We start from the raw sequence: 26,419 nt of genomic DNA on the forward strand, positions 1-26,419 counted from the left end.
CCCTTACTGTCTCTTAATAAGTTTCAACAAATCTTCGCCACTAATTCTAGATAAACCAGCGTTAACGCGATGATATACAGCTGTTTCTTCCTGTTTAGAGCCCTTAGATTGATTGATGCCCTTTTTAATATTGAATGTGTGATCAATTCCAAGTTCTTTGGTTATTACAAGTAATTCATCGTCGTAGCGTCCGTAAGGGAATGCGACAATATTGGGTTGTTCACCTAATTCTTTTACAAGTAGTTTATGTGCAGCGGTTAGATCACTTTTTATGCGACCGATATATTGTTCTTCGGTTTCATTTTCCTTCAAACTAGTTAAAGCTGCGTGATTATTCTCTCCCGGATCAAGATAGAGGTGATGATTATATGTATGGCTATAGAAACTTTGGCCATATTGCTCCATCTCACGCATTTGATCCCAAGTGAGATGTGGAAGTGCTCGTTCATTTGGTTCGTCTGTTAGTTTTACAATAATAAAGTTAGTAGCAGGCAAGTTGTGTTTCTTCAATATAGGATATGCGATGCTATAATAATCCTCATATCCATCATCAAAGGTAATGAGGACGGATTTCTTATCAAGTACAAGATTACCTTCCATGTAATCTACATACTGGTCCATTGATATGACATCATAATCTGAAGCGGCTAATGCTGCCATCTGCTCTTCGAATACTTCTGCATTAATAATTTTCGGGTCCTTACTATAACCAAAATCATGATACATTAAGACGACGACACCTTCATCATGCCCCCGGAAATATTTATAAACTGATATTGCTGAAATGGCTACGAAAATAAGCAATAAAATAATGATATATCTGTACTTTCTCAACGGTCTTCCCCCATACATATGATGATTTATAGATAAGTAAGTTAGTAAATAAAATACATATACACTATAAGACGATTAAAGCTATAAAAAAGTTACATTGCTATTGTACTACAGTTAGATTGCGATTCAATATAGAAATAAGGAAAATTATGCACAAAATATAGAATATGATTTTAACAAACAAAAAGGTAAGTTTTGGTGCTACACCCCAAAACTTACCTTTTTGTTTACTTACTAATGACTCCACATGCAATACGAGCTCCAGAATTACCTGCTGGATCGGTAACATAGTCATCTGCATCTGCATGTATAACAAGTGAAGTGCCTTTCTTTTTAAGTAAGGAGTTGGCTTCGCCTTTTTTTAATGTAACAACGCTAGTAACGAGTTCTACATCGATTGTGCCATCGCTGGATACTTCGATATTTGGTAAATCACCATTATGAAATCCTTTTGGATTGTCGAATCCATGTTGATGATTAATCGGATTGAAGTGTCCTCCAGCAGATTTGAAGTCAGGCGGATCACATTGTCCATTTTCATGAATATGAATACCATGTACACCAGGAGTTAATTGAGTTGCTTGTACATGAATTCTTACGTTTTCATTATCTTGAACAAAGCTTGCTGTCCCGATATTCTTTCCTTCTGTATTAATGATGGATACGATAATTTTTTTATCCTTCGCACTGACGATTGTGGCATTGAGATTCAGACTCATCATAAGAAATGAGAGCCCAATTAATAGCATTTTCATATAACCCTCCATGTATATAGAAAATCTTAAGTTGTTTACTTATTTTACCCAATGAGACAACTAATATTCGTAATAGACTTGGAATGATGACTCGGAATGATTAGCTATGAATATTATGTTATAAACAGGTAGTTTTAATGATTAATAACTTGTGAATGTCAGTAAATTAATAATCTGAACAAGTTGTATTTCAACTTACTCCCCTCTATTTACTTTGTGTTAGATAATTTGACGATGTAAGCGCTAAAACGAACGTTTTTTCTGAAGTTGATTGGAATATTCGGGAATTAGCAGGAATAAAGTAAGATTAGTTGACATACTTTGGTTAAAAGTAGTAAAATCTAGGTAATTAATTAAATGATCTGAATATTTTGTTAAGTTAAATAACATAAAACTTACATGTTAAGGATCGTTCAGGTTGGAAACTTCAGGAGGTGGTCGATATGTCGATGGCCAAAAAGCAAGATCAGTTTTCTTATGATGCAAAATCGTTTTATGATGAGATGTTCGAAGCCAATGGAAAGGTGAGATCACATTATAAATCCATCTTCGAGCAGTTTTCGAGTATGAGCTTAACCAATCAAGCTGCTAGACAGCAAGCATTACAACAACGAATGGTTGAGGAAGGAATCACTTTCACACTGTATCAAACTGATCAGAAAGAACCTCTTGAACGAACGATTCCATTTGATTATATTCCCAGAGTTATTGCAAAATCAGAGTGGGATGTTGTAGATCGAGGATTACGTCAAAGAGTGCAGGCATTAAATGCATTCATTCACGATATATATCACGATATGAACATTATTAAAGATGGTATTATCCCACGTCGATTAGTTGTATCGAATACGTATTATCGTCCTGAGATGGTTGGAATAGATGTGCCAGGAGGAGTATATATTACTTCATCAGGCATTGATCTCATTCGAGATGAAAAGGGAGAATATTTTGTGCTTGAGGATAATCTACGATCTCCATCGGGCTTTTCTTACTTGTTCAAAGGCAGAGCATTAATGAGAGAATTATTTCATGATCTCTACTTGAAAAATTCGGTGGTCGATATTGAGCGAAGCTTAAATGCTTTTCTTAGCTCACTTCGTAGTATCTCGCCTAATGGTAAGAAGGATCCCGTTATTGCCTTGCTAAGTCCAGGAGCATTCAATTCAGCATACTTTGAACATACCTTTCTAGCTCAGCAAATGGGTATTCATCTTGTCGAAGGTCGCGATCTAGTTTACAAAGATCATAAGATCTATATTAGAAATCTAGATGGATTGAAGCAAGTTGACGTCATCTATAGACGCATTGATGATGATTATCTTGATCCGCTTGCATTCAATGCTGATTCTGTCCTTGGCGTACCTGGATTGATGAATGCTTACCGCGCAGGGAACATAGGTATAGCCAATGCACCAGGCACAGGGGTTGCAGATGATAAGGCGATATACGCTTATGTACCTGATATGATTCGCTATTACCTACATGAAGAGCCGATCATTCGCAATGTACCTACGTATATATTAAGCCGTAAAGAAGACCGAGAGTATGTGTTGGATCATTTGAAAGAGCTTGTCGTAAAAGAAACTTCACTCTCAGGTGGTTATGGCATGTTGATCGGTCCTGCGGCGAGTCAATCAGAGATCGACTGTTTTGCTAAAGCGATCAAAGAAAATCCAGATCGATATGTTGCACAAACGACAATGAATCTATCTCGATCGCCCATTATGAAAGATGGCATCATGACTCCGAGACACATTGATTTGCGAGGATTCGTGTTGAAAGGAACGGAGTCACATGTTATACCAGGTGGATTGACGAGGGTGGCGCTAGTAGAAGGCTCATTGGTCGTTAACTCTTCGCAAGGAGGAGGAGTCAAGGATACATGGGTACTCAGCAAGTAGGCTTACGATGTAACTTTTCATTGCGGGGAAGTACATCTAAAAAGTCATGAAAAGTTAGGTTAATGCTTACGATGTAACTTTTCATTGCGGGGAAGTACATCTAAAAAGTCATGAAAAGTTAGGTTAATGCTTTCGATGTAACTTTTCATTGCGGGGAAGTACATCTAAGCAGTTATGAAAAGTTTTGGGAGGGATTATTATGCTTAATCGGACGGCAGAGGCTTTGTTTTGGATTGGAAGATATATGGAGCGGGTAGAAAATCATGCGAGGCTGATTGATGTTTACTACCATCTGCAACAAGATGAATTTAATAAGGGAAGTAATCACTCCAACGATAATGATAAATGGATGCGTATTGTTGATGCATTAGGTAGCCGCACTATGTATGAGCAAAGTTATAAGGAATACAATGAGCAACTTGTGCTGTTCTATGCAACATTGGATCGCGACAACATGAATTCATTAGTTTCATGTGTTAGTCATGCACGTAACAATTTACGGACATTACGTGAGCAAGCTCCAACAGAAATGTGGGATGTCATGAATAGCTTCTATTTGTGGCTAAGGGAACAGCAAGCGGATGGTTTATTGCATGAGTCCCCTCATCAATTTCTTGGACAAATCAAAAATTGGAGCAATATGTTCGCTGGCTGTATTCACTCCGTAATGTCGAGACAGAATGAATGGTACTTTATTGAGTGCGGCCGCTATTTGGAACGTTCAGAAAATACGCTTCGTATTCTTTGTACAGTTGAAGGATACGCATGTAAAGCAAACGCCCTCCAAACAGATAGTTATTCTTATTTACAAGCAGTATTAAAATCAGTAAGTGGGTATCAGACTTATAGACGTCAATATGCAGATCGAATTACTGTACCTGAAATATTTGAATTCGTCATTATGAACCCAACTTTCCCACGCTCCATACACTTCGCTTTTCATCAACTAGTGTTAAATATTCGTTCGTTGGAACTATACGATAAGCCATTAAAGGTAGCGCACGATCGAATCGTTAGAAAGTTAAGTAAGATGATAGCAGAACTTGATTGTCTAGAAGTGAATGAAATATACAATGAGGATGAAGAGAAGCTAACAGCACAATTATTGCAATCCTGTCAGTGGATTGGTGATGAATTTGCGCAAACCTTTTTTCTTATTGGGGAGGTCAGTGCATGAAGCTACGTATCAGCCATATAACGACCTATTATTACGCTCAGCCAGTTACGGACAGTGTCAATGAGATTAGACTTACTCCAGTAACGAATGAACGACAATCATGCTATAACCACAGTATTTCAGTAGAGCCCAATGCACCTTTATTTGCATACGAGGATAGTTTCGGAAATCGTGTGCATGCTTTTTCGGTTAATCAGGCACATAATCATCTTACTATTCGTACTTCTATGACCGTCGTAACGACGGAAGCTTTTCAACCTGAGAGCAAACGTAAAATGCAAAACTTAAAACCTGCGGAAGCTTGGGATCTTTTACAATCTGATGCGATTATTGATCGCTTTATCGAATTTCTTCTACCAACGGCCTATACAGAGGCTACGAAAGAAATCATTCAATTTATGAATGAAGTTCCGAGTATAGGCATTGTTAATGATAATGCAGAGGAGATAGTTCCAATCTATTCTGTCTATGATTGGCTTAAATCGTTAAGCAATCATATTCATACGAATTTCGTCTATGATCCTGAGGCGACAACAGTTAGTACGAAAGCCTTTGAGTTGATAGAGAAACAGCGTGGTGTTTGTCAAGATTTTGCCCATCTAATGATTGCGATATGCCGAGCAAAAGGAATACCTGCACGTTATGTAAGTGGATATCATTTTGTTGGCGATTTGCATGGAGGTACTGCTGATTTTGAGCAAGCATCGCATGCATGGGTAGAAGCGTATATACCTGAATTAGGTTGGTACTCCTTCGATCCGACGAATAAAACAGCATTTGATGATCGGTATGTAAAGCTAGGTCATGGTCGGGATTATATAGACATCGTACCTGTAAAGGGGATATACCGCGGAACTAGTGAACAGAAATTAGTAGTTACAGTCGATGTTCAAAAACTTCAAACGAGATAAGTATTTCTTAATTGCAAATCAGCAATATCACTACAGAGGTAGCGATATTGCTGATTTTTTAGGTAACTTTATTATTTTTATTTCAACTATGGATAATTATATTGTATGTATATTTATGGCAAATTGTAAACGCTATCGAATTTTAGTATGATAGGAGAAATGAATAAGAGAAAGAGGAGACAACTATTCTTAAACATCGAGTTATTTCACACAGTACGGCAAAAGAATGGATCATTTTACTACATGGTATTGGTGGAAGCTCAGCAATATGGTATAAACAAATTCGAGATTTTAAGAGAGAATATAATTTATTATTAATAGACTTACCAGGGCATGGTGGTAATACGGAAGGCTTATTACATATGCCTGATCATAATAGTCATGCATTGTATGAAACTGCTGGTCAAATATTACATGTACTAGACCACTATAAGATTCAACGTGCACATTTTTTAGGACTATCTCTCGGTACCATTGTCATTCATGTTATAGAAGAGATTGAGCCAGATCGTATTATGTCTAAAGTGCTTGGCGGTTCGGTTGAGTATCTCTATATACCTATCGTAAAATTTTTCAAAAGCTTGCGTGGAATATTATCTCTGATGCCTTATATGTGGTTATATAAAATCGTAGCTTTATGTCTTATGCCTCGCAAACGAAACAAAGAGGCAAGATTTTTATTTGTTAATGAAGCAGTGAAACTTGGTAAGCAAGAATTTTTTAAGTGGTATGAGTTGTTGTATGCAGAGGTTAATCGCTTTTATGATAATCGTAAGTCGACATGCACAAAGCCAGTTTTATTTATTATGGGGGATGAAGACTATGTGTTTCTTCCCATATTGAGAAATAGAATTCATCGCTATAAAAATGGTACGTTGCATGTGCTAGAGCAGTGTGGGCATGTATGTAATATAGAGAAACATGAACAATTTAACGAATTAGCTTTAGATTTTTTGAAGTCTAATATTAATGTTGAACATACTTACTATGCAACTGAAAAAGTAGTTTAGTCATTATGACTAGAAATGAGTAGAATATTAAACAACTAGGCACGTACACTATTAATAGTGAAGGTATGTCGATATATATTACTTCCGATACAACTTTTCATATGCGAGAAGTTACATTGTGAAGTATATGAAAAGGTTGAGGAGGGAAAATGGTTATGAACCGAATATTGGACGATGATGCAACTGAATTAGCTGAAAAAATCAGAAATGGTCAGTATAGTTCACTAGAAGTTACAAACACGTATATCGAGCATCTGCAGCGAGCGAACAGAAGTGTCAATTGTATTTCCGTTGACCGCTATGATATTGCGAGACAAGAAGCAATAGACGCAGATATAAAATTGAAAAATAATGAACCAGTTGGCAGAATGCATGGTGTCCCGATTAGTATTAAAGACTGTTTCCATGTAGCAGGAATGGCAACAACAGGAGGATTAATACATAGAAAAGACAATATTGAACCTGAAGATGCAGAGGCAGTTGCTTTATTGAAGCGGGAAGGTGCAATTGTCATCGGTAAGACGAATACGCCGACACTTTGTTTCTGTCAGGAAACAGATAATAAGCTACATGGTCGCACGAACAATCCTTGGGATCTTTCGCGTTCTGTAGGTGGTTCCAGTGGTGGAGAGGGTGCGTTAATTGCCCTTGGTGGAGCAGCTGTAGGTTTAGGCGCAGATATTGGTGGCTCTATTCGGTTTCCTAGTCATAACAATGGAATTGTTGGATTCAAATCGGGCAATAAGCAGGTTAGTGCGATCGGTAATTTCCCACATATAACAATTCCAGAACAGGATCGGATGCTAGGAATTGGTGCGATGAGCAAATCAGTACGTGATGCCAGGTTAATGAATGAAATTTTAACGGGGAGTAAGCGTAAATTCGTTGATCTTAATGCTTATGAAATTATTATGCCGCAAAAACAAGAAGGCATTCCACTTCATGAAGCGACAATTGGGCTTATGGAGCAATTACGTGTAAAATTAACTGCTGACTATAAACTAAGTGATGAATTGCCACCGCATTTTGAAGAAGCGGCACTCATTTGGCAAGAGTTAATGAGTATTAATGGGGCGAAACACGTCGTGAAATTATTGACCGATAACGGTGCGAAGAAAAATCCGACATGGGAGTTTGTAAAAGAGAAAGTAACGCGGAAATCGGATTTTCATTCTAATCTTTCATGGGCGTTAATTGGCGCGAGAATGTTCCAACCTTCGGAAGTTCGATTGGCGGAGATTCGTAATCTTCTTGCTGTAGGAGACCAACAGATCGCCCAATATTTCAGCAACAAGTTACTTATTATTCCGGTATATCATGAAGCGGCTCAAAAGCATGGTAAGTTATATAGTGAGATATTCTCGATTCGTAAAACTTATAAGCAATATATGCCATACATCGCCTATGCTAATGTGTGGGGACTTCCATCGCTTACATTGCCAATCGGTACGGATGAAGCGGGTATGCCGATTGGCGTACAGATTATTTGCAATGTAGGTAATGAAGATGCCATCTTCCAACTAGGAGAATGGATAGAGGAAGAAATGTATCGCTACAAGCGTTGTACGACGTACGATGCTTAGTTATAGGTAATATAGAGATTATCTTGTAAAGTAACAATAGACTAGTGCTCATTCGTTCGTTAAGCGTGCCATCTTATGGTGGAGATTAGCTTATAGCGAGTGGTACTAGTCTTTTCTATGTTTAGGCTGTCTATACTAATAAGATGGTAGAAGGGTAAGATTGTTGGTAAGTCATTACGTTGTAATTATCTGAACTTCTCCTGTATGAATATATTTATAGATAGCATGGAGTACATTAAAATTAAATACTGACCTTCACGACTAAATAATAGTCAATCTCAAATCACTGCCCCATGACTACCTTCAATTTGTGTAGTACTGCTATCCTCTCCATGGCTTAAATAATAGATTATGAAATGATTGACAATTTATTGCTATTCTAATATCATATGTTATGAAAACGATTGCATAAAATTATTTAACAACATGTATAACTTCCGAAAACGAGGCAAAAAAGCACGGTATATTTAATATTTTGTGCAAATTATGCCACGTTTTTGTGCAAGCGTTTGCACAAATGACTGAAAAATAGAAATTGGAGGGCATGAGATGTTAAAAAGACAGAAGAGATGGATCTCTATTTTTACAATCGTGGCGTTATTAATGACGCTATGGCCAATGACATTGCCGATTACAGTATCCGCTAATGCAAGTTGTGGAATTGTAGCCGTTGATGGTGTCAAAGATGAACACTGGAATTCAGTTTCCACACTAGGTAGTTCAGCAACAAAAGGGCATAATGATTTCAGAATTGATAATTTAAAAATTACGAATGATGATACTTATTTATATTATTGGATTGATGGCACAACATTAGCCAATTGGGGCGACAACGGTCTATATCTAGATCTTGCTCTAGCTATTAATGGCGGCGATGTCACTGCTAGTAAAGCATCTCCTTGGGGAAGTCAATTTAACTTTGATGGAACAACCGAGGCTCCTAACTATCATGTTGTTCATAGAATCAAAGGGGACGATCAAGTTGCTGGTGCAGCAATATATTCTGGGGCGGATTTCAATACCCCTCTAGCAGCTTCATGGGGTGATCTTAAAGATAGTTCATTTGCTGCAAAGGTCAGCACTGGATTTGAAGGTAAAATCCCATTAGCTCTACTTGGTCTATCGAAAGATGATAGCGTTTCCGCAATTGCTGTACTTAGTGGAAACACTGCTGCAGAACATGGTGCATTTGATGTTATTCCAGAAGCTCCAACTAATCATATTGCTGCTTCATGGAACGAATCAGCTGCTCCAAATGTCCAATCTACTTACTCTAATGCACATACAATTGCTTTTGGACAGACACCAATTGCAATCTGTTCTTCTACGCCAAGTAACGATACAAAAGATGTATCTATTAATCTTGAGGAAGTATCAATTAAGTTCAATCAAGATATTACAGTACTAGATGATTCATTACCTAGTATTGCAGGCGTTGCTACTAATGTTACTGCTTCTTCGGATACAATAACGTTTGAACTAGTAGATAGTTTAGCGTACAACACTTCTTATACTGCGACAATTCCTGTTGGTACGATTCAAGGTGTAACGACAGCACAAAACGTTACATTCCACACTGAGCATGATCCGACGACATTGAATACTTATAATATTCACTATTTCAGATACGATGGTAAACAAAGTGATTGGGATATGTGGTTATGGGGCGACGAATATCCATCTACAGCGGTACCTTTTACAGGTGTAGATGCTAATGGTTTTGCAACAGCATCAGTTAGCGCATACGACAATCAATTGAAAGTAATTACTAGACCAGGAAGTTGGTCCAGTCAAGAAGCTGAAAGATTACTAAAAATGCCGGATGGTCAGCGTTCGGTTGATCTTTGGATGATTCAAGGTGATCCAAAAGTTTACACGCGAGCAGAAGATGCTGATGTATCTGCTAGAGTTAAAGTGGCCTTTGTAGATTCCTTGACGAAGATTAATGTTACGACAACACATGAAGTAGATGCTGATCAAGTTGCTAACTTCAGTCTCTACAATGTTACCGACAATGTTACTGTGCCGACTACAACAACAAAGTTAGGTGCAACCTCTTATCAACTAACTACTGCTACAAATGCGATTGATGTTAAGGATGTATATGAGGTTCAACATACTGCACTTAGTAGCTCCAAAGTAACGATGAGAAAAATATTGGATGATAATAAATTTTTCTATAATGGTTCTGATCTTGGATTAACTTACGGAGCGACTGACCTTACATTCAAAGTATGGGCGCCGACTGCTAAGAAAGTATCTTTAGCACTATACGATAATGAAGGTGTTTACGATGCCGCAGGTGATGTAATCGACCAGTCAAATAGTAATGAAGAAGTAGTAATGACAGAAGGTAGCAATGGCCTATGGTCTATTAATCAACTGAACACTATTGCTGCAAAATATTATATGTATAAAGTAGAATTTGCAGATGGTACGGTCAATTACGCAGTTGACCCATATGCCAAAGCAGTCTCTGCTAATGGTGGAAGAACAGCAATACTAGATCTAGAAACAACAGATCCTACGAATTGGAATAATGATACTAAGCCAGCAATGATTAATCCAACGGATGCAATTCTGTATGAGTTACATGTACGTGACTTCTCCATCGCTGACGATTCAGGAATTAGTACTGCTAACAAAGGAAAATATGCCGCATTTACTGAGGATGGTCTAGTTGATGAAGCTGGTAATAAGCTTGGTGTGGATCATCTAGCTGAACTAGGTATTACGCATCTTCATCTGATGCCAGCTTATGATTTCAAAACGGTGAATGAGTTAACAGTAGATGACCCTAACTCAACTGATCCAAAGTTCAACTGGGGATATGATCCGCAAAACTATAATGTACCAGAAGGTTCATATTCATCTGATGCTACTAAACCGGCTGTAAGAATTACAGAATTCAAACAAATGGTTCAAGCGCTTCATAAAAAAGGAATTAGAGTGGTAATGGATGTTGTATATAATCATACGTATGACATTGACAATGGCCCATTCGATAACATTGTTCCAGGCTACTACTATCGTACAAATAGTGATGGTACTGTCTCCAATGGTTCAGGTGTAGGCAATGAAATTGCTACAGAACGACCAATGGTTCGTAAATTCATTAAAGATTCTGTGCGTTATTGGGCAGAAGAATATAATGTAGATGGTTTCCGATTTGACTTAATGGGAATTATCGATACGACTACGATGGCTGAAATTACTGAAGAACTTAAAAACGAAGTTGATCCTACACTTCTTGTGTATGGCGAGCCTTGGATGGGTGGTAGCACTCCACTTGCAGGTAGCGATCAAACATTGAAGGGATCACAGAAAGATCTTAACTTCGCAGTATTCAATGATAATTTCCGTTCTGCAATTAAAGGTGATAGCGATGGAGCAAGTAAAGGTTTTGCAACTGGTGAATTAACATCTATCGCTGGCATTATGAATGGCATTAATGGTGCGATCAACGATTTTACAAATAGCCCTTCTGAAACGATTAACTATGTAACAGCACATGATAATTTAAATCTATGGGATAAAGTAGCCCGTACTCAAGAATTATTCGATGAGATGAATATGATCAATATTGTTAATGGTGTGCTAGTAGGTGGCGGTAATATTGATGATGCCGTTGCTGCAGCAAATCCTTACTATGATATCGATGAAACAGATGTACTAAGTAATGAAACGGTGAAACGCTCCCTACTTGCGAATGGTATCGTATTAACTTCGCAAGGGATACCGTTCATTCATGCAGGAGATGAAATGCTTCGTTCCAAATACGGAGACCACAACAGCTATCGCAGCCCAGATTCTGTGAATCAAATTAACTGGAGTAATAAAGCAAGCTTTACTGTGGTTAATGATTATTATAGCGGTCTTATTGAATTACGTAAGGCACATCCTGCTTTCCGTATGACAACAAAAGCCGACATTAATAACAATCTTAAAGTTCTTAAAAATGATTCTGGTGTAGTTGCCTATCAATTGAAAAACAATGCCAATCATGATGAATGGAAAAATATTATCGTTATTTATAACGGTAATAAAACTGATGCATCAGTGAACTTACCTGTAGCAGCTAATGGTTGGAATGTCGTTGTCAATGATAAACAGGCAGGAACAACTACAATTAATACAATTACGGGCCAAGCAACAGTTGCTGGATTATCAATGATGGTGCTTTATGATGAAGCTTCTTCGTATACACCAGAAGTAACAAGTATTCATGTGACTTTACCAAAAGTAGCTATTGAAGCAGGTAAGCAAATTATTGCTTCCGCTCAAGTAAAAGATCAGAATGGTCGCACGATGACTGGTGAAACGGTCGTATGGACTTCATCTAATGAAGTAGTAGCAACAATTGACGCTAGTGGTAAAGTTAAGGCACTATCTGATGGTGTAACAACGATTACAGCAAAAGTAGGCAATGTAGTAAAAACAGCTACGCTTAATGTAGCTACATTAGTTCCAACGTCGATCAAGCTTAGTGGTGGCACATTAGTATACACGGATTACACAACGAAGTTATCCGCAGTTGTGAAAGATCAATTCAATCAAGTCATGACGAATCAAGCGATCCAATGGACAACAAGTAATAATCTCATTGCAATTGTTGATGGAACGGGTATCGTTAATGGTATTGCACCAGGTAACGTGACGATTACAGCTACAATTGGTAGTGTGTCTGCAACACATTCACTAGAGGTGAAAGCTTACGAACGTCGCTATATCCAATTTGAATATACTCGTCCTGATAAGGATTATACAGATTGGAGCTTATGGTTGTGGAATACGGGAATTATTAACGACCAAATCGAATTTACTGTTGATAATGATATAGCAATTGCTAAAGTAGAGATTGCACCTAACGTTACACAAGTTGGTTTTATCGTTAAAAAAGGTGCATGGGTTGAGAAAGATCCGGATATGGATCGCTTTGTAAATGTTCAGTTAGATGAGACCTTTGTAAAAGTTCAGCTAACGAGCGGGCAAGCAGCATTTACGCAAACGGCTAAAGTTAATGGTCCAGTCATTAATGGTGATGATGTAACCTTCTATTATCGTAATGATGATTTATATCGCCAAAATGCGCATCATATGATTCAAGGTGTGAAATTAAACTTTGCAGGTCAAGTTTATACGATGCAGTATGATGCTATTGGTCAGTTCTATCATTACACGGTTGAAAATATTGCTGAAGGTGAGTATGAATATACGTTCGATGTAACGCTGAATGATGTTACGACAACGATATCAGACCCGAAAAATACAGTAGATGGCGTATCCAAAATCAAATATGAGGTAGTCAATGTTTCGGCGCAAGCAACAGTATCACCAGTTTCCTTCAATTATGCACAGCATACGATATTGAAAGTTGAAACAGATACTCCAAATGAACTAATTAGTGGGATTTACGCGGATCTAACAGCTTTAGGTGGAATTAGTCGAGTACCTGTAGATAAGACTTTGAAGGAGTTAACACTTTCAGTAGTCGATAGTATTCAACCAGGAACGAAAAACATTCCAATTATTATTGTAGATATTAATAATGTCGAGCATAAATTTACAACTACAGTTAACGTGGCGGCTCGTACTAATGTATCGGATAAAGATTTTGACTGGGATGAAGCTCGTATTTACTTTATGTTGACGGATCGTTTCAATGATGGGGATAGTAGCAATAATGATCCTAATGGAGAATCCTATGATACTGAGCATCTTGAAACATATCATGGTGGTGACTTCCAAGGCGTCATCGATAAGTTAGATTATCTTGATGATCTAGGTATTAATACGATTTGGGTAACACCAATCGTTGATAATATCGATTGGAATTTAGGCTATGGTCAGCCATGGTTAGAGCAATATGGTTATCATGGTTATTGGGCGAAAGACTTCACGAAGATCGATGAACATCTAGGTGACTTGGATACATTCAAGGAACTAATTGATAAAGCACATGATCGTGGTATGAAGATTATGGTTGACGTCGTATTGAATCATACAGGTTATGGTATGGATGGAACGAAAGCACCGATAGAGACAAGTAATTATCCAACGGCTGCGGAGCAAGCTGTATTCGATGGGTTAATTAGAACAAATCCAATCGAAGGAGATGAAATACTCGGTGAACTTGCTTTCCTACCTGATCTAAGAACAGAAGATGCTGCGGTACGTGATCAAATCGTGCAGTGGCAAGTAGATTGGTTAGAAAAAGCTCGTACAGATCGTGGAGATTCTATCGACTTCTATCGTGTTGATACCGTTAAACATGTGGATACAACAACGTGGTCTCAATTCAAAAATGAGCTGACTAAAGTAGATAATGAATTTAAATTAATCGGTGAAGTTTTTGGTGCATCTGTTGATGATCAACGCGGATACTTAGGTTCTGGGCAGATGGATTCATTGTTAGACTTTGGATTCAACGACATCGCGGATAGATTTATTGATGGACAAATTGATGCAGTGGAAACATCTTTACAAGCTCGTAATGAAAAGCTCAACAGTGCAGCTACACTTGGTCAATTCCTAAGCAGTCATGATGAAAATGGTTTCTTAGTTGCTCATGCTGATGGTGACGAAGGTAAGATGAAGGTTGCTGCGGCTCTACAAATTACAGCAAAAGGTCAGCCTGTCATCTACTATGGTGAAGAGCTTGGTATGTCAGGACTTAACGCTAACTTTGATGAAAATCGCTTTGGTGAAAATCGTTATGATATGCCTTGGGATGAGCTTGATGAGAGATCAGAAATGCTTACACATTATCAGAAACTACTCAATGCTCGCGATCAGTATTCAAAAGTGTTCTCCAAAGGGGATCGTACGAAAGTAGCGGGTAGTGACTCGGATCAATACGTAGTATTCAAACGTAGCTATAAAGGCGATGCAGTATATGTTGGTTTGAATACGACGGATGTGCAGAAAGATATCAGCTTTACGGTAACTGCAGCTGCTGGTACGACGCTAACTGAGTTGTACAGCGGACTTAAGTATACGGTAAGTAATGATCGCAAAGTAACATTACCATTACCAGCACGTTCAGCCGGAGGTACTATTCTATTAGCTGAAAATGCTCCAACTAACAATACAGGTAATGGTACTACTGTTGTATCATCAAAAGTCATTGTAAATAGTGGTCATGTTGTTAATGGGCAATATGTTATTAACTTGCCAGCTGGTGCTACAGAAGTAGAATTTGATCTAACACTAGCAAATCTACCACTAGTAATTACATCAGGCGATGCGACAGCAGTATTGTCAGCTCAGCAATTACAAGAACTACAGAAACAGGGTCTAACATCAATTACGATTACTGTGAAAGCAACTAATAATGCACAGGAAGCTACAATTAATAGCTATGGCGAGCAACATCACGTGAATCTAGAACGTCAAAGTGCTACGATTAGTTATTCAGTAAAAGGTAAAAATGCTCAAGGGAATACAGTTCCAGTTGATCAATTTACAAGTGGAGTTACTTTATCATTTAAAGCACCTAAACAGAGTGCAGAGCATTGGCTAGGTATCTATCGTATTAATGAAGATGGATCTTTAAGTTATGTGCCAACTTCTCTAGTTAATGGTCAGTATGTAGCAACCGTGCATAATAGTGGTGATTATGTGTTGTTGAATTACAATAAACAGTTTAATGATGTACCGACATCATTCTGGGCATATGATCTCATTAAACGTGCAGCGGCTATGCAAATCATATTAGGCACGACAGAGGAAACATTCTCCCCTAATGGCAATATTACAAGAGCAGAATTTACAACAATATTAGCAAGAGTGTTAAATCTTAAAGAAGGTTCAGCATCACCGTTTAGTGATGTAGGTTCCGATAAATGGTACAGTCAATCGATAAATGCTGCTTATGCGGCAGGTCTAGTGAACGGTCGTTCAGATACGCAATTTGTACCGAATGGAACGATTACTAGAGAAGAAATGGCGGCATTAATTGTTCGTGCACTTGAATTCAAGCTTGGACGCGAATTAGAAGCTGGAACAGCTAAAACGTTTTCTGATGAAGCAAGTATCGCTCAGTGGGCGATTGAAGCGATTGAGAAAGCGACGGCAGCTGGCATCATAGATGGCAAAGGTAACAATAATTTTGATCCGAAGGGCTTACTCACACGAGCAGAAGCGGTTAAAGTTTTGTTACTAATGGCTGAGAACAATAATTAAATAGTACATCTAAATATTTAGAGGGTTCGCAGTTACATGCATATGTAGCTGCGAACCCTTTGTTTTGTAATCCACATTACAGAAAAAGAAGAAAATGATCAAAATCTATACAAAATGGCTTTAGAAATATATCTTAAAAATTGTCATGATGTTACTATTAATGGAAAGAAGCTTTTTAAATAGTAACTAGTAATGGAAGGAAGTGTGAGAGTTGAGTAAGAGATTGGCTTGGAGTGTTATTTTATTACTTGTTATGGCTAGTATTGGACTGCTAGGGAACTTTTATATCAAGGATGCTTATGCCGCAAATGTTGCTCCGTCACATATTTATGCGGTAGAAGACACCACAATTATTTATGAGGGTACTGGTGGATCGAAGATTATGTATGAGGATGGAAACCTCGGATATCTTGATGTTGGTTATCAAGGAACATTTGGCGTGCCTTTGGAGGTTCAAGTGTTGCTGAAATATAACTTACCTGAAATTCCAGAAGGGTACGAAGTAGAGTCTGCCAATCTTTATTTCCCCATGATTGGTGGTAATATTCAAGGAGCAGCCAGCTTTTCATTGAAGGCTTCATCTAGCTTGAATCACGATTGGACTCAAAATGAAGTATCTAATGCTACTTTACCAGCTCCAATTTCTGGGTCTACAATCGCTAGATCTGTAGCTACGAATGCCCCAATTGCTAAGCCTGTTATTGGTCCCTTTGATTTTACAAGCTACGTCTCAGACGAAATATACAAGTCTAATCCTCGAGCAACATTTATATTGTCTGCATTTACTGCTGAGCAAGCAGCAGCTGCAAATATAACATTTCTTGATCATTATATCCAATCAACTGAAACTCATATGGGAGGGAATGAACGTCCTTATTTAATTATTACCTATACTGAGATGGTCAATATTGAGATAACAGGTGTAACGGATGGCAGTTTTTATAGAAATAACGTAACGCCTCATTTTAATGTTGGAACAGCGACTTTGAATGGAGCTCCTTACACGCTAGGTACGACTATTACAAATGAAGGTACATATACGTTAACGGTAACGCAAGGCAATCAAACACAAACGATTCAATTTACAATAGACAAAACGCGACCTACTGCAAATGTTGTAATAAATAATGGTAGCTCCTTCACGAATCATGAATATGTAGATGTAAGGATTACACCAGATTCAGGCGTTAACGATATTGTTAGTATGCGGTATTCAGTTAATGACTCTCCTGTATCAACGACTCAAGCATACCAATCACAATTTTCAATTGGGGTAGGATCTGAAAATGGTGAGAAATCAGTTAGAGTTGAATTAATAGATGCAGCGGGCAATATATCTCCGCTTTATTCTTGGGATTTTGCATTAAATACCACAATACCTACAGGGAATTTAACGATTAATAACGGTGCTCTGTATACAACGGACCGAGCTGTAAATCTACTTATTGTACCTACTGCAGGTTCTAATGAAATTGTTAGTATGAGATTTTCGAATGATAATATTTATTGGTCTTCATTAGAAAGCTATAACCCGAGTAAAACATATACATTGTCGTCAGGGGATGGAAATAAAACGGTTTATGTGCAGCTTCTTGATCGTTTTGGCAACGTTGGCGTTTTGCAAAGCAGCATTTTGTTGGATATGACAGCTCCTACAGCTTCGGTTCTCATTAATAATGGAGAACAGTATTCGAATAATACGAATGTAGCCGTGAAAATAACTCCGGATGCAGGCGTGAACGATATCGCATATATTAGATACACAATTAATGGCTTGCCACCAACGACGATTGCATATACAAACAGTTTTGGGATTAATTTAGGAAGCACGAATGGAGAGAAAGAGATTACGATTACGCTATTTGATGCTGCATGGCACAGCTCTACAGTATATAGCGCAACCGTAACACTAGATACGTTACCTCCAACAGGCACAGTTGTCATTAATGAAGGAGCTGCCTACGCAACGGATGCTGAAGTCACGCTTGATTTCACACTGGGAGCAGGCGTGGATGATGTTGTGAGCGTACAGTTCTCTAATGATAATTTAACGTGGTCAGCGGTACAGACATACAGTGCAAGCAGGAGCTACACACTGCAGACAGGAGATGGCAGCAAAACTGTTTATGTTCGCTTCATTGACCGAGCAGGTAACATTGGCACAGCGCAAGCTAGCATTGTACTGGACACAACAGCACCGACAGGCACGTTAACGCTGTTAACACCAATCATTACGAATTCAATCGAAGTATCCTTCACGGTTACAGGAAGTGACGCTGCTTACATGGAGCTAGGTGAGACAGGTCAGGCTTACGGTGTACGAGTGACTTATAGTGCAACTCCGCAAGCTTACACCTTGAAGGATATAGCGGAGGATGGCGTGAAAACGATACAAGTTCGCTTGACTGACTTGGCAGGAAATACAACAGTACTGACACAAACGGTTACGCTGGATCGCTTGGATCCAACAGGCACAGTGGTTGTGAATAATGGTGAAGCCTATACGAATGATTCAGACGTAGTTGTCAATGTGACGCCAGCAGCAGGTGTAACGGATATCACGAGTATTCGCTATAGCGTCAACGGAGGAACACCAACGACGATTGCGTATACGAGTAGCTTCCAGATCGATGTAGGCGGCACCAATGAAGCGAAGGCAATTACCGTTCGTCTCATTGACGGTGCTGGAAATGAATCACCTGTATATAGTTTTAGTATGACGTTAGACACCCAATCGCCAACAGGAACCGTTACCATTAATGAAGGAGCTGACTATGCAACCAATCGTGACGTAGCGCTTGATTTTACACTAGGAGCAGGTGTAAATGATGTTGTGAGCGTACAGTTCTCTAATGACGGTACGACGTGGTCATCTGAACTGGAGTATAGTGCAAGCATGCGCTATACACTGCCGACAGGTGACGGAAACAAGACGGTCTATGTAAAGCTTATCGACCGAGCAGGCAATACGGGCACGGCTCAAGCAAGTATTATAGTGGATACAACTCCGCCAACAGGAACAATGGTTATCAAAAATAATGATCAATTTTCAAATTCACTTGAGCTAGAACTAACATTAACGACTTCAGATCCAAGTGATTTAGCAGGTATTCAGTTCTCATCTAATGGAACAACATGGTCAGCGCTGGAATCTTACACGAATTCCAAGCAATGGCTCGTAGTAGGAAATGGTGAAAAGACTGTTCATGTTAAATTTGTTGATAAGGCTGGAAATGAATTCACGACATCAAGTTCTATCTATGTCGATACAGTTAAACCAATCGTATCCATTTCTGTTCAAGACGATGCATTAATTACATTGGATGAAAATGTATCGCTAACGATTAACGCTTCAGACCCAGGTCGTGAGCTAGAAAGCGCAATGCTTGTCATGGAGTTATCGCATGATGGCATCAGCTGGTTACCTGTGGAGAACTACAGTCAAAATAAAGCTTGGACAGTAAGTAGTGGCTTTGGCACTAAGCAAGTATATGTGCGAATTACTGATGAAGCTCAAAATGTATCCAATATTGCAAGTGCATCTATTGTATATCGCTCAGTTCCTCAGCTAGTAGATAGTACAGTAAATGCTACAGAGGATACGCAATATTCCTTTGCAATAACAGATTTTCAATATACAAATGCAGATGCTATTACATTAGATTCATATACGTTAGTTTCAGTGCCTCAGCATGGTTTATTAACACTTGAAGGAACTGAAATTGAGGCGGGTGCAGTGCTTACTGCTACAGAACTTGCTGAACTTGTATATGTACCAGAATTAGATTGGTTCGGATCAGATCAACTTGTATGGCATGCAAGTGCAGATGGATTGGCTGCAAGTGCAAATGCTGTCCTTACTATATTAGTGGCATCAGTCAACGATGTGCCTGTAGCAGATAATATGGAAGTAACTAAAAATAATTTTAGCCCGGTTGAAGGGACGCTTGTTGCCAAGGATGTAGAAGGTGATACGTTAACTTACTATATCGTTGATGCTCCTCTACATGGTAAAGTTGTACTGAATGAACTTACAGGAGAGTTTGAATATAATCTTGATCAAAATATAAACGGCACTTATACATTTACTTATCGTGTCTATGACGGTACGGATTATTCTAATACGGCTACAGTAACTATTAAATATGAAGTAAGCTCACCAATCACTACTCCAACAGGCTTTAAGCTTAAGTTAGGAGAAAGTGGGACGGAAGTTTATTTTACTGGTCAATTCAGTATTCAAGGGAAATCTATTTCGATTCATCTATCAGAAAATCAGCTTACTGAGTTAAATGCAAAGCATCAAAATCAGCCAGTAGTATTGAATGTATCTGCGACCTATCCGAATGCTCAGCTTGTACTAGAGCAAAAAGCGATAGAGATGCTTGTTGCAAATGGTAATAGCCTTGTATTTTCGACAATAGGGGTTCAATTCACACTTAGTAATCAGGAATTGAAACAGATGTTAACGAATAATCGCAGCAGTTTTATCATTAACATTCAGCAAGCATCAGCGGAGTTAATTGCCAAAGCACAGAGTCAAGCCGTGAAAGGTGCTTATCAAATCATAGGAACACCGATTACGATTGAACTGTTAGCGCAAAATGAGCAGGCAAGTGCTCTATATTTACAAGGATTAGGTCACATTGTGTTGAACTCATTGTATGTAGGCGATAAGATCTCGCCAACAGCCTTGTTAAAGCTTCTACCTAATGGAGAGCTAACACCGATATTAGCAGCCATTTCTATCAATGGTCAAAGTTATCACGTCGATGTAACGAACTATGGAGCAGGTACTTATACTGTTATTAGCAAGCAACCTCAATTTACCGATGTATCCGGCTGGTCTAAGGAAGCAATTGAGTTATTGGCTTCTAAGCTTATTCTGAACGGCGTAGATGCGACGACTTTTGAACCGGATCGTGCCATAACAAGAGCTGAATTTGCTAGCATTATTAGTAAGGCACTTGGGTTAGTGAATACGTCGAATTCATCGAATTTTACTGATATTACAGCTGATGCTTGGTATTCAGATGCAATAGCAACAGTCGCAGGACTTGGTTTTATGAATGGTTATACTGACGGTACTTATCGACCATCTCAGCAACTTACAAGAGAAGAAGCTATGGTTATTGTTGCTAGAATATTAAGCTACCTAGAATCAAATCTTGTATTATCTTCAGACGAGATTGATTACATTCTTGCTCAGTATGGTGATCAAGATCAACTGGGAAATTGGTCAAGATTAGATATTGCTTTAACAGTGCGTGAAGGTATTATTATCGGTAACAACGGGCAGTTGAACGCAAAAGATAATATCACGAGAGAGCAGATTGCTGCTATTATCGTTCGTTTACTAGAGAGAACGGACCTATTATAGTATGATCAATACAATTCAATTGATTGAACTTATAGACGAAAATCAAATACAACACGAATTTCTTTTCTCTTTGTTTGTTTCAACCCGTGCAGTCGAAATGGCTGCATGGGGCTGGAGCAACCCTCAAGCCTTACTATTTCTTTCCTCACAATATGACATACAACAAAGATCATACAAACAGCAATTTGATAATTTGAAGACCTATATGATATATCAAGCTGAGCAACCAATTGGTGTTATTCAATTAGATGAGCAAACCAGTAGCATTAGAATTGTAAATCTCATTATTACGTCTAATATGCAGGGACTAGGTATTGGAACCTCAGTATTGCGATTTCTACAGAGGAATGCTGGGCAACAGCATAAATCGATTGAGCTTTCTGTTGAAAATACGAATCATGCGAAGCAATGGTATATACATTTGGGGTTTGCCTTAGTATCCGTTCAAGACTGGAATAGCAGTATGATCTGGTGTCCTGAACAGTTAGCAACCAACTGTTTTATTGAGGAAAGGTATGAGGTGAGTTGGAATAATTTTTAGGACGAAGTGTCCGTTTTATTAGATAAAGGGATTTTAGAATGGTGGAGGTCAGCCATACAACACAACAGTAAAAATAAATAAGGTGGATATTCGGGAGCTGTTCTGTTTTCGAATATCCACCTTATTTTAATGTTCATAGAATTGCAGACTAAACTTTAAGGGGCTCATGACTAAAGGATGGCGTCTCAATTTGTATCGTTGAGTGCTCAATGGCAAATTTACTAGCAATAAGAGCTAATGCTTGTTGTAGTACAGCTTGTTGATCAGCATGCTCTTCAATTACGAGATGACAACTTAATGCTTCGAGATTAGAAGTTATAGTCCATATATGCAAGTCATGTACTTCTAATACATGAGGGATTTGACCTAATGATTCAAGCACTTTGGCTTGATCAATGTGATAGGGAGTACCTTCCATTAAGATATGCACAGCTTGCTTCAATACTCCCCAAGCACCGCGAAGAATAAGGAGTGCAACGATGACACTAATAATCGGATCTGCATAATACCATTTGAATGCTAACATAATTACTCCTGCCACAATGGCACCTACTGAACCGAGTGCATCTCCAATGACATGTAGATACGCACTACGCATATTAATGTTATTTTTCACATCGCCTTTTCTCATTAGGAAATATGCTGATAGTAAGTTAGCTAATAAACCAATACAAGCGATGAGAATCATGGAACCACTAGCAACGGTTGGTGGCTCAACAAACCTTTTAAATGCTTCTACGATAATAATGCCAGCAACAAAGAATAGTGTTGCACCGTTTAATAGTGCTGCTAATATTTCAAAACGATGAAATCCATACGTGCGTTTGGGAGATGCGGCTTTAGCTGCAAAATAAAATGCGATTAAGCTGAACAATAGTGAGCTAGCGTCACTAAGCATATGTCCACTATCTGATAATAAGGCGAGGCTATTCGTTATTAATCCTCCGAAAAATTCAAGTACCATAATACTTGCTGTAATAATAAGTGCGATGATGAGACCTTTACGATTACCTTCGATATCGCCGTGATGATGATGTAGTCCATGACTGTGATCATGGTCATGGTGGTGATCGTGTGTATGAGCATTAGTTTGATTATGATCGTAACTACTATGAGAATCTGATTTTTTAGTACTCATGTTATATCCCTCCTAAAACTTTTCATTAACTTCTCGAGTTACTACTTCTGAGGTGAAAAGTAACCCCGAAAGTATGGATCTAACTTTTAATTTGATTTTATTAGTGGTGTTCTGCATGCTCAATGGCTTGCTTCAAGAGTGATATTACGTGCTCATCATCACAGGAATAGATGATTGATGTACCTTCGCGACGAGTTTTCACTAATCTTAAAGTTTTCAAAAGGCTAAGTTGGTGAGACACGGCTGATTGTGAAATGGATAGTATTTCTGTAATATGACTAACGGAACATTCTTCTTGAGATAACATATATAATATTTTGATGCGAGTTGGATCGGAAATGGCTTTAAATATTTGGGCGACTTTGTCTATCGAATCCTCGTGCAAGTATTTATGATGTTGACTGTCCATAGGGCACCTCATTCCAATGTTTTACTATATATGAGCATATGCTCATATATAGTAAAACACAGTTATATCAGCAAGTCAATCATTATTTGACCTAACAATTCAGCCATAGTGTTCACGAGTAGATGTGATATTATTCCAATCATTCCAATGTGTAAAAGTAATGAAAAGCTACAATAACGAATTGACATATTTACTTTTGAGTATTAACATAAGTAATCATAGTGAATAAGTCGGAAAAATAATGTTTAGTATCTACTGGACAGCCAGAGATGCCTAATCGGCATGTTCTAGTTGTCCTTATTTTTAGGTTTATGAAAAGATATGCTCTATGCTTTCGAAGTGACTTTTCATAGCTGGAGAAGTGATTTAGAGCGTTTATGAAAAGATTTAGGAGGAGATCATCAATGAGTAAAATTGTAATTATTTCAGGTAGTCCAACAGATAATTCACGTTTATTTGCATTAACAGATCATGTTACGAATCAGCTTGAAGTTGAGGGACATGAAGTTAAACATATTAATGTATCCGAATTACCTGCGGATGCTTTGGTTAGAGCGAACTTTAGAAATAGTGAAATAATTGCTGCAAATGAGTTAGTTGCACAAGCTGATGCTATCATTATCGCAAGTCCAGTCTATAAAGCTGCATATACTGGAATTTTGAAAGCTTATCTTGATTTATTACCGCAAAAAGGGTTCGAGAACAAGATCACGCTTCCGTTATTTATTGGAGGCACACTTGCTCATCTGTTAGCGATAGAATATTCGTTAAAACCACTAGTGCATATACTTGGAGGATATACAATTCTACCTGGTGTGTTTGCGATCGATGAATGGGTAGACCGATTAGAAGAAGGTGGTTACCATTTGAAGGAGTCTTTAGTGGATCGATTAACATTGGCTACTAATCAGTTGCATGAACAATTATTAAAGCTACAACTAAATGTAACCGTCTTGCAATAGTAATATCTTAGTGAAAGAATCCAATGATTTTATTACAATAAAGAGCGCATCATGATAACCATGATGCGCTCTTTATTGTAGTTACTTAGACTTTAATGTCTAAACTTTTACCTAAATTAGGATCAAGGCTACCTTCAAGAACTTTAGTGAATAGCTGAGAAGTAAGGTCTTTACTAAGGTTTAATGACTTTTTTAGCAATCCAACTTGTAGCTGAGATTGCACATTAGCAAGACTGTTAGCGGTTGATGCTGCTGCAATATCCAATAAAATCCCCTCCTAAAACTTTTCGTTGACATCTCGATTTACTTCACGCGAACGAAAAGTAACACCGAAAGCAATGCTTATCATGTTTATCGGATAATAAATTGTATTTAGTTAGAATAAATTGTCGAATTAGCTTTCAAATAACACACATCAACTAAATATTATGGTAAGTATGATACCGTCCAAATTTCGTATAAGGTATAGTTTTATGTTAGAATATGTATGATCTTCGAGACTGAATTTGAATTAAGTCCGATTGAAATTAGAAACTTAGCCCTTATAAAATTTGGAGGAATTCATTATGTTAAAACGAAGTAAGATTGGTTCTATTTCCTCAAGAGTGAAAGATAATAAGCTACATCTAGAGCAACTATTTCCAGCATCGCCGGATGTTGTCTATAAGGCATTTACCGATAGAGATATATTGTCACAATGGTGGGGACCAAATGGTTGGGGATTAACCTTCTGTGAGGTGGATTTACAACCAGGTGGAGCTTGGCATTTCTGTATGACGTGTCAGGATGAAAGTAAGGAGTATTTCGGACAAGAATCTTGGGGAAAAGCAATCTATGTTGAGATAGATGCACCTAATAAACTTGTATATCGAGATTGTTTCTCAGATGCAGAAGGTAATATTGATCCGAATCTACCCGAAACATTAGTTACACTTACTTTTGAGCCACAAGCCAAATACACTAAAGTTCGTAGTGTGGCAGAGTTTACATCGAAAGAAGAATTAGATCAAGTGATGCAGATGGGGGTTGTGGTGGGGATTACTGAGACATGGAGTAAGCTTAATAATTACTTGAAGAAGTAGTTCAATAAGCGGAATTTGATAACGATGACGATGCTGACGTAGCATATTCGACATCGAATATGAAGCGAACTTGGGAACACTAGCGTAAGCTTCCGATGTATGTTTCTTGCAGAAACATTGTAGGTACGCGTGTACCAACCACGTACACTTGCGTTTCCTCCTTCCGCAAGTAGCGCTTCATCTTCTCGATTCTGAAATTCCGCTTTTTGAACTTTTATTATAAGAAGTAGTTCAAAAAGCGGACTTTGATAACGATGACGATGCTAACGTAGCTTAATCGGCGTCGAATATGAAGCGAACTTGGGAACACTAGCGCTCCATTTTCTCAGATTGCGAAAGCAGGCTTAAAAAAAGTGAAGTACATTAAAAAAGTCATCCCTAGAAAAGAGTAGAATACTAGCTATACCATCGTATAACTAGTATTCTACTCTTTTTTTATTGCCTGCGAAGCTGAACGAAAAGGCTCGAAGCTTTACTATCATATGCTACAAAGTAGAGCGGAGGGGACTGATCGCTCGTGGAAAAGCGAAAGCGGTCGTTTTTGCACACGGA

The 26,419-nt window shown here is 38.3% G+C and carries 15 protein-coding genes; 10 read left to right on the forward strand and 5 right to left on the reverse strand.

Annotated features, from left to right (window positions below):
- Window positions 1-3 precede the first annotated feature (3 nt).
- Window positions 4-834 carry a polysaccharide deacetylase family protein gene (locus NAG76_11300; GenBank protein ID URN92487.1) on the reverse strand — a complete coding sequence of 277 codons (831 nt, stop codon included), beginning with the start codon at window positions 832-834 and terminating at the stop codon, window positions 4-6.
- A 227-nt stretch (window positions 835-1,061) separates the two neighbouring features.
- Window positions 1,062-1,589: a superoxide dismutase family protein gene (locus NAG76_11305; GenBank protein ID URN92488.1), complete on the reverse strand. Its 528-nt coding sequence runs from the start codon at window positions 1,587-1,589 to the stop codon at window positions 1,062-1,064.
- Between the two features lie 443 nt (window positions 1,590-2,032).
- Between NAG76_11305 and NAG76_11310 the strand changes: the two genes are divergently transcribed.
- The 8 genes from NAG76_11310 to NAG76_11345 all read left to right on the forward strand — a co-directional run bounded on the left by NAG76_11310 (window position 2,033) and on the right by NAG76_11345 (window position 22,276).
- Entirely contained in the window at window positions 2,033-3,490 is a 1,458-nt protein-coding gene (locus tag NAG76_11310) for a circularly permuted type 2 ATP-grasp protein (GenBank protein URN92489.1), read from the forward strand.
- Window positions 3,491-3,689: 199 nt separating this feature from the next.
- Complete coding sequence (locus tag NAG76_11315; protein URN92490.1) at window positions 3,690-4,667, forward strand: alpha-E domain-containing protein; 978 nt, start codon at window positions 3,690-3,692, stop codon at window positions 4,665-4,667.
- Complete coding sequence (locus NAG76_11320; GenBank protein URN92491.1) at window positions 4,664-5,578, forward strand: transglutaminase family protein; 915 nt, start codon at window positions 4,664-4,666, stop codon at window positions 5,576-5,578. Before NAG76_11315 ends, NAG76_11320 begins: the two co-directional genes overlap by 4 nt.
- A gap of 266 nt (window positions 5,579-5,844) precedes the next feature.
- Window positions 5,845-6,588: an alpha/beta hydrolase gene (locus NAG76_11325; GenBank protein URN96817.1), complete on the forward strand. Its 744-nt coding sequence runs from the start codon at window positions 5,845-5,847 to the stop codon at window positions 6,586-6,588.
- A gap of 155 nt (window positions 6,589-6,743) precedes the next feature.
- Window positions 6,744-8,171 (forward strand): amidase, encoded by a 1,428-nt coding sequence (locus NAG76_11330; GenBank protein URN92492.1) that lies wholly within the window; start codon window positions 6,744-6,746, stop codon window positions 8,169-8,171.
- A gap of 549 nt (window positions 8,172-8,720) precedes the next feature.
- Entirely contained in the window at window positions 8,721-16,355 is a 7,635-nt protein-coding gene (gene pulA / locus NAG76_11335) for a type I pullulanase (GenBank protein ID URN92493.1), read from the forward strand.
- A gap of 211 nt (window positions 16,356-16,566) precedes the next feature.
- Window positions 16,567-21,735, forward strand: coding sequence for an S-layer homology domain-containing protein (locus tag NAG76_11340; protein ID URN92494.1), 5,169 nt, complete (start codon window positions 16,567-16,569; stop codon window positions 21,733-21,735).
- Between the two features lies 1 nt (window position 21,736).
- On the forward strand, window positions 21,737-22,276 hold the full coding sequence (locus tag NAG76_11345; protein ID URN92495.1) for a GNAT family N-acetyltransferase: 540 nt from the start codon (window positions 21,737-21,739) through the stop codon (window positions 22,274-22,276).
- 148 nt (window positions 22,277-22,424) lie between these two features.
- Here NAG76_11345 and NAG76_11350 read toward each other — a convergent pair whose 3' ends face one another.
- Window positions 22,425-23,414: a cation diffusion facilitator family transporter gene (locus NAG76_11350; protein ID URN92496.1), complete on the reverse strand. Its 990-nt coding sequence runs from the start codon at window positions 23,412-23,414 to the stop codon at window positions 22,425-22,427.
- A gap of 100 nt (window positions 23,415-23,514) precedes the next feature.
- Window positions 23,515-23,823, reverse strand: a complete 309-nt coding sequence (locus tag NAG76_11355) for a metalloregulator ArsR/SmtB family transcription factor (GenBank protein ID URN92497.1) — start codon at window positions 23,821-23,823, stop codon at window positions 23,515-23,517.
- 404 nt (window positions 23,824-24,227) lie between these two features.
- Here NAG76_11355 and ssuE point away from each other — a divergent pair, with 404 nt between their 5' ends.
- On the forward strand, window positions 24,228-24,785 hold the full coding sequence (ssuE, locus tag NAG76_11360; protein ID URN92498.1) for an NADPH-dependent FMN reductase: 558 nt from the start codon (window positions 24,228-24,230) through the stop codon (window positions 24,783-24,785).
- An 85-nt stretch (window positions 24,786-24,870) separates the two neighbouring features.
- Here the strand turns inward: ssuE and NAG76_11365 are convergent, their stop codons facing one another.
- A complete protein-coding gene (locus NAG76_11365; protein URN92499.1) occupies window positions 24,871-25,050 on the reverse strand; it encodes a YjfB family protein in 180 nt (59 codons plus the stop codon).
- Between the two features lie 301 nt (window positions 25,051-25,351).
- Between NAG76_11365 and NAG76_11370 the strand changes: the two genes are divergently transcribed.
- The gene (locus NAG76_11370; protein URN92500.1) at window positions 25,352-25,867 is read left to right on the forward strand and encodes an SRPBCC domain-containing protein; all 516 of its coding nucleotides are present in this window, start codon (window positions 25,352-25,354) and stop codon (window positions 25,865-25,867) included.
- Window positions 25,868-26,419 lie beyond the last annotated feature (552 nt).

It is taken from the genome of Candidatus Pristimantibacillus lignocellulolyticus (assembly GCA_023639215.1).
In the GTDB taxonomy this organism is placed as follows: Bacteria; Bacillota; Bacilli; order Paenibacillales; family Paenibacillaceae; genus Pristimantibacillus; species Pristimantibacillus lignocellulolyticus.

Bases quoted from the DNA above. Each gene is read 5' to 3' on its own strand.
- NAG76_11305 (URN92488.1), bottom strand. From the start codon at position 1,589: ATGAAAATGCTATTAATTGGGCTCTCATTTCTTATGATGAGTCTGAAT.
- NAG76_11345 (URN92495.1), top strand. From the start codon at position 21,737: ATGATCAATACAATTCAATTGATTGAACTTATAGACGAAAATCAAATA.
- NAG76_11370 (URN92500.1), top strand. From the start codon at position 25,352: ATGTTAAAACGAAGTAAGATTGGTTCTATTTCCTCAAGAGTGAAAGAT.
- NAG76_11315 (URN92490.1), top strand. From the start codon at position 3,690: ATGCTTAATCGGACGGCAGAGGCTTTGTTTTGGATTGGAAGATATATG.
- NAG76_11355 (URN92497.1), bottom strand. From the start codon at position 23,823: ATGGACAGTCAACATCATAAATACTTGCACGAGGATTCGATAGACAAA.
- ssuE (URN92498.1), top strand. From the start codon at position 24,228: ATGAGTAAAATTGTAATTATTTCAGGTAGTCCAACAGATAATTCACGT.
- NAG76_11350 (URN92496.1), bottom strand. From the start codon at position 23,414: ATGAGTACTAAAAAATCAGATTCTCATAGTAGTTACGATCATAATCAA.
- NAG76_11320 (URN92491.1), top strand. From the start codon at position 4,664: ATGAAGCTACGTATCAGCCATATAACGACCTATTATTACGCTCAGCCA.
- NAG76_11330 (URN92492.1), top strand. From the start codon at position 6,744: ATGAACCGAATATTGGACGATGATGCAACTGAATTAGCTGAAAAAATC.
- NAG76_11310 (URN92489.1), top strand. From the start codon at position 2,033: ATGTCGATGGCCAAAAAGCAAGATCAGTTTTCTTATGATGCAAAATCG.
- pulA (URN92493.1), top strand. From the start codon at position 8,721: ATGTTAAAAAGACAGAAGAGATGGATCTCTATTTTTACAATCGTGGCG.